12 protein-coding genes are annotated in these 12626 nt (G+C 44.1%); 9 read left to right on the top strand and 3 right to left on the bottom strand.

Features of this window, described 5'->3' with window-relative positions; genetic code table 11:
- The first annotated feature begins 26 nt into the window (after positions 1-26).
- The 5 genes from QWZ07_RS00780 (at position 27) to QWZ07_RS00760 (ending at position 3753) form a co-directional block, all read left to right on the top strand.
- Entirely contained in the window at positions 27-617 is a 591-nt protein-coding gene (locus QWZ07_RS00780; protein ID WP_192853899.1) for a hypothetical protein, read from the top strand.
- 11 nt (positions 618-628) lie between these two features.
- Positions 629-1540, top strand: a complete 912-nt coding sequence (locus QWZ07_RS00775) for a sterol desaturase family protein (protein ID WP_192853901.1) — start codon at positions 629-631, stop codon at positions 1538-1540.
- Positions 1541-1548: 8 nt separating this feature from the next.
- Positions 1549-2223, top strand: coding sequence for a response regulator transcription factor (locus QWZ07_RS00770; RefSeq protein WP_192853902.1), 675 nt, complete (start codon positions 1549-1551; stop codon positions 2221-2223).
- Complete coding sequence (locus QWZ07_RS00765; protein ID WP_192853903.1) at positions 2220-3512, top strand: sensor histidine kinase; 1293 nt, start codon at positions 2220-2222, stop codon at positions 3510-3512. Before QWZ07_RS00770 ends, QWZ07_RS00765 begins: the two co-directional genes overlap by 4 nt.
- A gap of 88 nt (positions 3513-3600) precedes the next feature.
- Positions 3601-3753: a hypothetical protein gene (locus tag QWZ07_RS00760; RefSeq protein ID WP_192853904.1), complete on the top strand. Its 153-nt coding sequence runs from the start codon at positions 3601-3603 to the stop codon at positions 3751-3753.
- 110 nt (positions 3754-3863) lie between these two features.
- On the opposite strand, the gene QWZ07_RS00755 is transcribed toward QWZ07_RS00760, so the two are convergent.
- Both QWZ07_RS00755 and yghU read right to left on the bottom strand, forming a co-directional pair.
- Positions 3864-4187, bottom strand: a complete 324-nt coding sequence (locus QWZ07_RS00755) for a DOPA 4,5-dioxygenase family protein (protein ID WP_065112839.1) — start codon at positions 4185-4187, stop codon at positions 3864-3866.
- A gap of 182 nt (positions 4188-4369) precedes the next feature.
- Positions 4370-5227 carry a glutathione-dependent disulfide-bond oxidoreductase gene (gene yghU, locus QWZ07_RS00750; RefSeq protein ID WP_192853905.1) on the bottom strand — a complete coding sequence of 286 codons (858 nt, stop codon included), beginning with the start codon at positions 5225-5227 and terminating at the stop codon, positions 4370-4372.
- 275 nt (positions 5228-5502) lie between these two features.
- Between yghU and QWZ07_RS00745 the strand changes: the two genes are divergently transcribed.
- The gene (locus QWZ07_RS00745; protein WP_004730279.1) at positions 5503-5847 is read left to right on the top strand and encodes a YajD family HNH nuclease; all 345 of its coding nucleotides are present in this window, start codon (positions 5503-5505) and stop codon (positions 5845-5847) included.
- A gap of 173 nt (positions 5848-6020) precedes the next feature.
- Here QWZ07_RS00745 and QWZ07_RS00740 read toward each other — a convergent pair whose 3' ends face one another.
- Positions 6021-6401: a hypothetical protein gene (locus QWZ07_RS00740; protein ID WP_017105054.1), complete on the bottom strand. Its 381-nt coding sequence runs from the start codon at positions 6399-6401 to the stop codon at positions 6021-6023.
- A 594-nt stretch (positions 6402-6995) separates the two neighbouring features.
- Here QWZ07_RS00740 and QWZ07_RS00735 point away from each other — a divergent pair.
- The 3 genes from QWZ07_RS00735 to QWZ07_RS00725 all read left to right on the top strand — a co-directional run bounded on the left by QWZ07_RS00735 (position 6996) and on the right by QWZ07_RS00725 (position 12454).
- The gene (locus QWZ07_RS00735) at positions 6996-8234 is read left to right on the top strand and encodes an L-lactate MFS transporter (protein ID WP_065105442.1); all 1239 of its coding nucleotides are present in this window, start codon (positions 6996-6998) and stop codon (positions 8232-8234) included.
- Positions 8235-8291: 57 nt separating this feature from the next.
- Positions 8292-9956 (top strand): VRR-NUC domain-containing protein, encoded by a 1665-nt coding sequence (locus QWZ07_RS00730; protein WP_102282186.1) that lies wholly within the window; start codon positions 8292-8294, stop codon positions 9954-9956.
- A gap of 143 nt (positions 9957-10099) precedes the next feature.
- Positions 10100-12454, top strand: a complete 2355-nt coding sequence (locus QWZ07_RS00725; protein WP_102282185.1) for a fatty acid cis/trans isomerase — start codon at positions 10100-10102, stop codon at positions 12452-12454.
- The last annotated feature ends 172 nt before the right edge of the window (positions 12455-12626 follow it).

Here is a 12626-nt window from a genome sequence, read left to right as displayed (position 1 = left end):
AGAAAAACGAACAACAAGGAAAGAGCATGAAATTATTCGCTTCATTACTCACTACAGTCGGTATTACTGGCGTTGTCTGGGGGCTATTACATATTCAGCCTGCGATTGCGGATGCATCGACGGAGCAGCCAATAACTGAGTCATCAACGAACAACGCCTCAAAGAAACAGTCATCAGAGCTAAAACAACAGGCGACAGCAAACACAACTTACCTGCAAGGTTTGAGTAAGACTATCCCTTTAGAGGATGTGCCAGAGCTATGGGTCGACTTCTACCAAAACCTAGAAGCAAATGATGAGGAGATCGCACTGCAACAGAAAGTGGTCGTGATCTATCAGGACATCAGTTCCGACTTCAGTAAAGCGACAGTCACGATTGGCTTCCCGACTCAGCAATCAACATTAAATAAAAACAGCACCTTAATTAAGGTTCCAAGTAAATCTGAAGGTACTTTGTTATTGAACCAAGGTGAGCATACTGAGCAGGAGCTAGCACTGGCTTGGGAAGGTATTGCAGTCTTAAAACAGGTAGATATGGTTATCGAACACCACCAATTGAATCAGCATGGGTTGCCAGATTCCAGCGAGTTATACGTCTATTATAAGAATGGTCAGTAAAGGGTTTAGTTATGGATTTCACTATGGATAGCATTGGGAACTTTCTCTCTCAAACATTCACAGAAACAAGCGTCATCCTTACCGAGACTTGGGTTGATGATAATTTTGTATTGCTTGCTCTCGCTCTGTTTATCTTTGAGCTTATCCGTTATGCCTTTAAGAAAAAGCTAAGCTGGAACATGTTGGGAGACAGCGCGACTAACTTAGTCACCTTGTTCTTCTTATTAGTTACCGTTTTCTTTGTCGGATTAGCTTATGTCAGCGCGTTTGTTTATGCCTACGAGAATTTCAGCCTAACTCAACTGCCGATATCTGGTTGGACAATTCTTGGTTGCTTGATCTTGGCCGATCTCGCGTATTACTGGGAACACAGATTCTTGCACAGCAACGGCTTAGCTTGGGGAACACACTCGGTTCACCATAGTTCGCCTTACTTTAATATCTCGGTTGCTTACAGGTTTGGGCCTTTGGATTGGTTCTTCCCGTTCTTCTTTCACTTGCCGTTGATTCTGCTCGGCTTTAACCCGTTCGTTGTGCTGATGTGTGAAACCTTTGTGCAGCTATACCAAACGTTATTGCACACAGAAACGGTTAAGCGATTACCTCGTCCTGTTGAAGCCGTGTTCAATACGCCCTCACACCACAGAGTGCATCACGCGACCAACAAACAGTACCTGGATAAGAACTACGCTGGGATTTTTATCATTTGGGATCGTATGTTCGGTACGTTCGCCAAAAAAGAGGAAGAGGTCAGATACGGAGTGTTCCCGAGAATCAACTCTGTGAACCCATTTAAGGTATATTTCCACGGCTACGTTAAACTGTGCCAGCAGTTATGGCACGCGCCAAATTGGAACTACCGACTACAACTTCTTATTCAGCCGCCTATCTGGGCTTGGAAAAGAGAACGAGACACAAAGTAAGGACACTTATGAGCATTAACGCCCTGTTGATTGAAGACGACAGTGACTTGGCAGAAGCCATTGCAGACTATATGGAACTCGACGGTTTCGAATTCGATTTTGCTTACAATGGCAGCGCTGGGCTCAATCTAGCGTTAGAGGGGCGTTATGACATCATCTTAACGGACATCAACATGCCTAAAATGGACGGGCTTGATGTCTGCCAATCTCTTCGACAGCAAGGCGTGACCACTCCGATTCTCATGCTGACGGCAAGAGACACATTACAAGACAAGATCGCAGGGTTCGAGGTCGGTTCGGATGATTATCTAGTGAAGCCTTTTGCGATGGAAGAACTCAAAGTACGACTGATGGCGCTGATACGTCGCTCTCAAGGTTCCGTAACGTCGCTGTCTGTGGCAGACCTCAAACTGGACTTAGACAAGCACCAAGCCCTTAGAGACGGCAAGCTATTGAAGCTGCCCCCAGTCTGTTGGCGAATGCTTGTGATGTTAGTGCGAAACAGCCCTAACGTGGTGAGCAAAGCCAAGCTTGAAGAAGCATGGGAAAACGAAATGCCAAGCTCTGACAGCGTGAAAGCACACCTGTTTAAGCTTCGACAAGTGGTTGATGCGCCCTTTGACTCAAAACTAATTCACACGGTTCATGGTATTGGTGTGGTCTTGCATGAGGAGCCATCATGAAACACGCGAACATGAATCGAGTCAGTATTAAGCGCGACATCTATCTCTATTTATTTGGCATCGTCGTGCTACTGACTGCCATCTACAGTTTGATGGTTTCACAGAGCTACCATATTGGCCTTAATGAATCGGCAAAATATGGATTCTTGTATGAATTAGAAGTCGCAGAGCAGCAATACATCGAAACAGGGCAACTGCCAGACTACCAAAACCCGACATTCCAAGCCTTTCTAAGCTATTCAGACCTACCTGTTAAGTTTCAACAAACCTTTGATTGGAAAGCGTTTGATAACGATGCAATTTATGAACACTACGAGCAACCACCTAACAATGATTCAGGCCAATACCTCTATGCCGCTAAACATCAAATTTCCGGTAAAGACGAAGCTTTGTATATTATTTCTGAGTACGATGAAGCCATCTATTTGAATCTATTCGAGCTGAACCCACCTGATTCCGTCAACCAAATTAACAATGCCTTCATTGCCATCGGCGCCCTATTACTCTTGGTGTTCTTGATCATTCGCCTTCTGATACATCGAGTTACTAAACCGATCATTACCTTATCTAAATGGTCTGAATCTCTGGATGTGGGCAACAATGAAGGGCTGACTCAGTTTCGATACAAAGAAATCGACCAGTTGGCTACGCAGCTTGTAAAGAGCGTACAAGGTGAGCGTCAGGCCAATGAGCGTGAGAGCTTTTTCTTAAGAGCAGCGAGCCACGAGTTAAGAACACCGATTGCCACTATTTCAGCCAGTGGCGATATGCTGGTTCGGTTGTCTGAATGCATTCCCAACAGCGGTCAACGAGCGGTAGCACGAATCCAACGCTCAGCCACCAACATGAAAGCATTGGTAACAACGCTACTGTGGATGAGTCGCAATAACGAGATAGAAACCAACTATGAGCAAATCAAGCTTACTCCTCTGCTCAATAATATTATCGAAAGCCAACGTTATCTTTTAAAAAACAAAGAAGTGGACATTCAGACCAAGGTTGAGCAAGAAGAGCATACCCTGCCCCGCGAATTAACTGAGGTTGTGATCACCAACTTAGTCCGAAATGCATTCCAACATGGTGGCAACGGAGATATATGTATCACACTGACAGAACATCAGTTTGAGGTGACCAACCGTTTGGAAGATGAAAACCTAACAAACGACTCAGAACAACAAACCTCTTTTGGTATCGGCCTAGAGCTCATTGATCGCGTTTGTCAGAACCAAGGTTGGCAGTTTACTCATGAAACCAACAACAATGACTTCATCGTCAAAGTCATGCTGTAGCCATTTGCCCAAATGGTTATTTGATGGTGACCAAAAGTTTACCCTTGCTTAGTTATGCTAATCGCACAATCTAGTTAGGAGTAATGTTATGGGCACTTGGATTTTAGAAACACTGTTGTGGGCTGTGGTAACCGTGACGGTTTGTGTCGCGATTTGGGGTCTGTACTTACCTAATATATTAATCGCATTAGGCGTGTCGGTAGCGGTATCGCTGTTACTTGGGAATAGCTGGAGAAGCTAGAATTTCGGCAAGAAGACGATGAGCAAAACGAGCTGTGCGCTGACACACCCGACAGCACCTAAGTTACTAAGTTCGATGATTAGGTACTCACTGTCGGGTGCAGAGTTGAATTAGCTAGTCAGCGTATCTTCGAATACACCTAGCTCACGACCAAGCCAAATCGCACGTACTGTATGGTCTAGCGTTTCTTCACCGCCCGTTACTGGGTGAATCAACACCGACATATCACCGCGCTCTTGCTCCAACCACTCAACAATGCCCGACTCTTTGTTCGAAAAGTGAATCTCAAACATCGGCATCTTATGTGGGCCAACCAAACGCTGTATTAATGGGAAAGTCTCTAACACATCTTTGCGCTCTGATAGAATTTTCTGACGCAGTGTTTCTGCCTGCTCTGCAAAGCGCAGAGGAAAATAGATATGACCGTGGTACATGGCACCATCCTTTAGAATTATGATGTCGCAAGTTTATACCTAAACCGCCTTTAATAGCTAAATCTAAATAGGTGAACTTACTTTCGGAAGGATCAATTTGAAATGGGAAAACTAGAGTTTGTTACTCGAACGAATCGAAAACAAACTCTAGTGATATTGATGTCAACTATCGCTTTAAATCACTACGGGCGTAGTTTTAAAACACGGTCGATATCTTCTGCGGAATGGCGCTCGGGTACTTGCTCCCACTCTTCACCGAATGATCGGTTCACTACTCGGCCACGCTGAAAACCTTCACGCGCTTCTAATAGCTTCGCCCAGCGCACAACGTTGGTGTAAGACTCAACCTGTAGGAACTCAGCTGCATCGTAAATTTTGCCTAATACAAGATTGCCATACCAAGGCCAAATCGCGATATCTGCAATGCTTAGCTCTTCGCCCGCCACAAAAGTACTATTTGCAAGTTGCTTGTCTAGCACGTCTAGTTGACGCTTCGCTTCCATCGCAAAGCGGTTAATTGGGTACTCTTGCTTTTCATCAGCGTAAGAGTAAAAGTGGCCAAAACCACCACCCAAGAATGGTGCTGAACCTTGAGCCCAGAACAACCAGTTAATGTTTTGTGTTCTCGCTGCCCCTTCTTTTGGTAAGAAGTGACCAAATTTTTCAGCTAAGTACATCAAGATAGATGCCGATTCGAAAACATTCACGTCTTCAGCACCAGACTTGTCAACGAGTGCCGGTATTTTGGAATTTGGATTCACTCCAACAAAACCAGAAGAGAACTGTTCAGCTTCACCAATGTTAATCAAATACGCATCATATTCCGCTTCTTTAACACCTGCCGCTAGCAACTCTTCCAGCAAGATAGTGACTTTTTGACCGTTAGGTGTACCAAGAGAATACAATTGAAAAGCATGGTCACCAACAGGAAGCTCTTTATCAAAGCGAGCGCCAGATTCAGGACTATTGATATTTGCCCACTTGTTACCACCATCAGTATCGTTAACCCAAACTTTTGGCGGTGTGTATTGTTCTGACATGATATTTCCTTATTAATATAGGGTAGCTTTAACTGATATTAGGTCACGCTCCCTTGGTTAAAACCCCTAAATACAATTTCTTTTCAAACTGTTAAGCATGGCTTATTCCAGAAAGACATATCCTGCTTCATGAGATAGCACACGTAAAAGATAAGTGCCCAATCAAACCTAAGCCACATAACGGTTAGTACGAAACATGATTTAGTCACGACATGCCTACAGGTTAAAGAAAGCTGTGATAAGATCGGGAGATTACAATTGATAAGGATTTGGCAATGTCTTCTGATTACACTGGCTCGAGTGCAGCGTACGCTCGCCAAGAGAAAGGCTACCGTGAAAAAGCACTAAAACTGTACCCATGGGTTTGTGGTAAGTGCGCGCGTGAATTTGTTTACTCAAACCTAAGAGAGCTGACCGTTCACCACGTGGATCACGACCATACAAACAACCCTGAAGATGGCAGTAACTGGGAACTGTTGTGCCTGTACTGTCACGATCATGAACACTCAAAATACACAGACCACGACCGTTACGGTGTTGATGCCAAGGCTCGTTTAGACGACCACCAATCAGCGACCCACAACCCTTTCGCCGATCTAGCGAAGTTGATGAAGAAGTAAATGATTCCTTCTTTTTTAAAAGCGAGTCGTTCGAATAACAAGAAACCCCAGTATGTCGCCATACTGGGGTTTCTTTTATCTGCCGTCATAACCCAAAATAGAGTTCCGTTAGGCAGGATCAAAAAGAGCCTTCCGAAGAAAGCTCTTTTTAGAATTCTGTATTAGGTCTGCAATTAAGCTGCTGCTTCCTTGCGAGACTCTTCTACCTGCTTAGCGCGTTTTTTTAAAATCAACTTATCGCGGTATGTAAACCAAACGTAAGACACTACCACTAAGAAGAACAGGTATGACAATGAGAAAATGAACGGCGATTGAATAATATCGTTCGAGATACCCCAAGAAACACCGACAACCGTCACTGCAATTTTCGCGAAAAAGCCACACATCAATAGCATTAAAGCCAACTGTGGGAAACGCGTACTGCGGAAAGCTAACCAATAGCAACTACCTACTGCCAATGCAGCAATATAGAAGCCAAACAAGAAAGAGTGGATATGGTCAGCTGCCGCTAAACCACCAGAAATTGACATCAATAGAATTAAAAACAGTTTCATAATACTCGCCTCGCCATAAGTTGGAAACGCATCCTTTCAAATTTGGAATCTCAGTTTGCGTACTATTTTCCCACTTTTTCTCAACAACACAACCCCTCCAATCGAACAAAATGTAAGCAAAAGTACTACCAAAAACCAACCGTAACAACTGGTTAACATTTTGTTTTTAATAAAACTCCGTTACTCCTTGTCTCATATGGACAAAGCGGTATTTTGATTTATTTTGTTACACAAAATTAACCTTAGAAAATATTTAAAATAATTCGTAACTCTGTGATATCCGCACGGAATACGTGGCCATTCAGAAATACTTATCGAAGAGCCCCTTAAAAAATAAGCCCGTCATGCGAAAAAGAACAAAATAGAAAGGTATTAAGCACAATTGCAAAACCAATAAAAAACAACCCATTAACAAGTTTGAGTTTATTTACCAAAAATGGAAAAAGAGATTCCAATCACATTTTTATTGGTTATAATCCGCGCTCTTTTGCGCTGTCTGTTGATAAACGCAAACTAATTTTGAAGAAACAATCACAATAACCCGTCTTTAGTTAAGTGGCTCACCACTGACCAACGACAAAACTGAGAATAAAAATGAGCAAGATTGATAAAGCATCACGTATCCTGCTAGCAGGCTTCTGTATCAACCTTTGTCTTGGCATCCTGTATGCTTGGAGTGTATTTAACAAGGCGCTAGTGACTGAAGCTGGTTGGAGTGCTGCTGAAGCATCTTCACCTTACGCTATTGCAACTATCACATTCTCTGTTTGTCTTCTTGTTGCAGGCATCCTTCAAGACCGTATGGGCCCACGTAAGATCCTTATTCTTGGTACAGCGCTTACTGGCCTAGGTATGATTGCTTCTGGTTTCGCTACGACTCCTATGATGCTAAACCTAACGTTTGGCGTGATGACAGGTGCTGGTATCGGCTTCGGTTACGCATGTCTTTCTCCATCAGCAATGAAATGGTTCCATTCTTCTAAGAAAGGTATGGTTAACGGTCTAATCGCTGCAGGCTTCGGTCTTGCTGCTATTTACCTAGCACCACTAACTTCTGCGCTAATCGATAGCATGGGTATCCAAACAAGCTTTATGATTCTTGGTGTTGGTGTACTTGCAATCGCAGTACCTCTAGCGGCAACGATCAACAACCCACCAGCGGATTACACGCCAGCTGAGCCTAAAGTAAAAGAAGGCCAAGCTCCTAAAGCGGTTAAGAAGACTGAAGACCTAACGTGGAAAGTAATGCTGAAGACTCCTCAGTTCTACTCTCTATGGATCATGTACGCATTTGCTGCTTCTGTTGGTCTTATGATCATCGGTAACATCACTACGATTGCTAGCGTTCAAGCGAACCTACCAAACGCGGTTTACCTAGCGTCTATCCTTGCTGTATTCAACTCAGGCGGCCGTGTTGCTGCGGGTATGCTTGCAGATAAAATCGGCGGCGTACGTACTCTACTTCTAGCGTTCATCCTTCAAGGCGCGAACATGGCTCTATTCGCTACGTTCAACTCTGAATTCACGCTAATCATTGGTACGGCTATCGCAGCTGTTGGTTACGGTACGCTTCTAGCAGTATTCCCAACACTAACTGCTGAATTCTACGGCCTGAAAAACTACGGTACTAACTACGGCGTGCTTTACACGGCATGGGGTATCGGTGGTGCTATCGGCGCAGCGGTTGTTGGTTACTCAATGACGAATGGCGAAGGCTACAGCCTAGCTTACACAATCTCTGCAGCTATGATGGCCGTGTGTATTGTTCTAGCAATCATCACGAAGCCTATCTCAGAAGCTAAAGTTTCTGAACTAAAAGCATCTCAAGCTTAATCGTCAGAAAAGATTGAATTTGTTACTGAAGAGCTTAACCTTAGGGTTAGGCTCTTTTTGTATCAAGCGACTAACCCATTGACGATAGAAACCACTCCTCAGCTCTCCCCTACTTATTATCTCGACAACTTTAATCGACTAATTGAACACGCTCAAACACTCTATCCCGATCTTCTGAGTGACGATGAATGCCGTTGGTTGTCGGAATACAAACGTCTTTCGGTTACAAGCCAGTGTCTAATGGTTCGTTTGCTTTCTCGCAAGGGCTGCTGGTTTCGAAGTGATAAGCTCGACTATGCTGAGATTCCAGATCTGAAAAACGCCCTGCAAGAGCTAAACGCATCGAACTTCATTACGTTAAGTCACCCAACTGAACAACATAACCTCGTCATTAGTGATCTCGAATTAGGATTGCACCTACTGACTAAACCAGAGCTGTTCAGCGCATTCCCGCCTCTTAAGAGCAATAAGACAGCGAAGAAAGACGAACTCTTGGCTTTGCTCGATCACCAAGCTTTTGATCAGTTCCCAAACTTGTCGTTCGATTGTATTTACGTTGTCGAATCTGAAGTTATTGATATCTTGCTGCTACTGTTCTTTGCCAATACTTATCAAGATCTAAGCCAATTCGTTCTGAGCGATCTTGGACTCAACACCTTCGAAAACTACCCGTTAAGCAAACAGCGTCGTTTCTTCACCTCCAGAGAACAGCTCAATCAACTGCTCCAGATACGTGATATTCAACGTCAATATTCTGAGGGTGATCGTAAAGACCCTGAGTATCTTGAACATCTTTTACAATCGATACCCGCTGAATCGGAACACAAAGGCATAGCCAGAAAACGATCACGTTTGATCAACGTTATTGCACGCGATCTAGAAAGGCTCAACCAAAACAACCAAGCTGTCTTTTGGTTCAAACAATCCGAACTTCCTCCGAGCAGAGAACGACTTGCACGCATCTATGACAAGCAAGACGAGCTAAACTTAATGTGTGACATTGTCACGCAAATGAAAGCTACTCCATCGGATGTGTCAGAGTTGGAAGTCGCGATTAAGCTTGAAGATAGGCTACTACGGAAACAAGGGGACAAAGTTTCACGGACCATAAAGCCGATCTGCAAAGAAATGAGACTGGAATTGGACCTAAGCCAAGTGCGAGTTGAACTTGCAGTGAAGCAACATTTCGAAAACCAAGGTTGGGAAGTCTACTTTTCAGAGAACAGTTTTTTATGTGGGTTGTTTGGCCTAGCCTTTTGGGAAGTGATTTTCGCAGACGTTGAGGGCGCATTTATCAATCGCTACCAACATCGCCCCCTGGATCTGTACCATTCAGATTTCGTAGATAAGCGAGTTGAACAGATCCAGGCTGTGTTTCAAACCATATCCGAGCAAGGGCTAAACCAATTGCTTGGTATCTACGACCAAAAATACGGTACTGCTAACCCTTTCGTTCATTGGAATCACTTTCCTAAAACGCTCATAGAACACAGCATCGATTCCATTCCCAACGCCTTAATCGTCGAACTATTCAAAATTATATTGAGTGACCTAAAGCTATTTAGAACTGGGATGCCGGATTTGATTGCGTTCAAGGACGATGAATTTCATTGGATTGAAGTCAAAGGGCCCGGCGATAAATTGCAAGATAACCAGTGGCGATGGATCAAAGAGTTTGAGCGATTGTCTGTTCCATTCTCGGTTTGCTACGTTAATCAGTAACGCTTTACTCGCCAGTATGGCAAGCGCTTCGAAAGGTTACGTTATTCAATCCTATTAATATGTTGTCTATAAAAACGTTAGAACATGAGCATTTTCAATCATTTTCGATATAATTAGAGAAAATGCCTAATCTTTAAATACGTATGAATCTGAAAAAACTCTTCATTTTAGCTTTTGTTAGCATCTTCTCAGGTTGTGCCGTTTACGCTGGTCTTAACTTCGATGAGCTATTCGGTAAACAAGAAGTGCGTGATCGTCAGGCTCCTATTCTCTCAGCCCAAGCACAGCATTTCATCGACGAAGTAAAGCCCATTATTGATAACCGCTGCGTAGTTTGTCACGCTTGCTACGACGCGCCCTGCCAGTTGAAGATGTCTTCAGTGGAAGGCATAGACCGAGGTGCAAGCAAAGCACTCGTCTATCAAGGCACACGTTTAACGGCCTCTGCGCCTACCCGTTTGTTTGAAGATGCGATCACGACGCAAGAGTGGCGTGACGCAGATTTCCACCCGGTATTGAATGAACGTATGCAGAATTCAACCGCAAACCTCGATGCTGGATTGGTTTCTAGGCTACTAATCCAGAAAGAGAACCACCCTCTTCCCGATCAGGCGCAACTTGAAGGTTTCGACTTTTCAACCGACCGTGACCAGCAGTGCCCAACCATTGAAGAATATGCTCAATACGAAAGTGATTACCCAACTTGGGGAATGCCTTATGGCATGCCGAACTTGGATAAAACGGAATACGCAACCTTAATGAGCTGGCTAGAAAACGGTGCGCTCATGAACGACCATATCCCTCTCAACGATGCCGAACAGGCACTGGTTGATGTTTATGAAAGCTTCCTAAATAAAAGTGACAACCGAAGCCAGCTATCTGCTCGCTACATCTATGAGCACCTGTTTTTGTCACACCTGTATTTCTCTGACTTAGCTCAGCCAACGCGCTTCTTCACCCTTGTTCGTTCAGCAACGCCTCCTGGTGAAGCAGTTCAGCGAATCAGCACACGACGCCCTTACGACGATCCAAACGTTGATCGAGTGTATTACCGTTTGATTCCAGAACAAGGCTCAACTGTCGATAAGACACACATGCCATTTGCCTTAAATGATGAGCGCCTGCAAAAGTGGAACACTTGGTTTGTAGATGCGAATTATGAGGTTCAAGCTTTGCCTAGCTACGACATTGATGTCGCCGCAAATCCAATGACGTCATTTGATTCACTGCCTGTGAATTCCCGTTTTAACTTCATGTTGGATAACGCGCAGAACACCATCATGGCTTTCATCAAAGGCCCTGTATGTAGAGGGCAACTGGCACTTAATGTAATCAACGATCGCTTCTGGATTGTCTTCATTGATCCGGACAAAGCAAACGTACCAGAGATCAACGCGTTTTATGCAAGCCAGAAAAAGAACTTAAAACTGCCTAGTGAGCTTAAAAGTAATACGGTTCCAGTGACGCATTGGGTGGGATACGCAAAACAGCAAGCACGGTACCTGAATGCGAAATCCGACTTTACCAATAAATGGTTTGAGAGTGGCGTAAACCTAGATACAGGCATCATCTGGGATGGCAACGGCACTAATGCTAACGCTGCGCTCACCATTTTCAGGCACTTTGACAGCGCCTCAGTTGTTCAAGGTTTAGTTGGATCTCAGCCTAAAACCGCATGGATCTTAGACTACGCATTATTAGAACGTATTCACTATTTGCTTGTGGCAGGTTTTGACGTTTACGGCAATTTTGGCCACCAGCTGATGACTCGTATGTTTATGGATTTCTTGCGTCTTGAAGGCGAAAGTAATTTCTTAACCTTGCTGCCAAAAGACATCAGACACGTTGAACATTCTAGCTGGTACAAAAATCAAAGTGTTCAGCTGAGCGACTTCTTGCAACGCAACATTGCACCTTTCGCGCAACCGACCAACGTGGTTTACAAAACGGCGGATCCTAAGCGTGAACTGCTGAATATGATCAAAGATAAGCTCGAGCCTGTCCTTAATGACCGTTTCGAGATAGTCGACACGGGTTTTAGTCAGAAAAATGAAGCACTGCTTCGACAAGTTAGCCTAGTGCGAGGCGAAGGTTTACGTCACTTCCCACCACTGATAATGATGATGATTGAAGGTAAAAACGGTCAAGACCAGCTGTTCACTGTTATCCACAACAACGCGCACACCAACATCTCAAGCCTGTTTGATGAAGAAGCGAACCGCGATTACGTCAATGATGACTTAACGATAGTGAGAGGCGTTGTCGGAAGCTATCCAGCGGCTTATTTGTCTTTAACTGAAGAACAAATACCGACTTTAGTATCAACACTGCAAGGACTTAAGTCTGAAGAAGATTACGTCGCAATGCTCGACAAGTTTGCAGTACGACGCAGCTCAAGTGAGTTCTGGCCTTTCAGTGATCGCGTACACCGCTGGTATAAGCAAGATCAGCCGATAGAATACGGCTTGTTAGATTACAACCGTTTCGAAAATAGATAGTCGTCTTATACAGAACAACAGCAACGAACATGTCATTGCTTGCTCAAATAAAACGCCTCTGAACGGATAACCCGTCAGAGGCGTTTTTTTGAAGTCGGAAAAAGCTCGATAGCATTAACCGATGCTTTTTAAATAAGTGACTACTCGCTCATATCTAGTTACTTGTTAAAGG

The organism is Vibrio lentus (assembly GCF_030409755.1).
GTDB lineage: Bacteria > Pseudomonadota > Gammaproteobacteria > Enterobacterales > Vibrionaceae > Vibrio > Vibrio lentus.
Note: the sequence above shows the minus strand (reverse complement) of the source record. Positions and strands in the feature narration are given on the sequence as shown.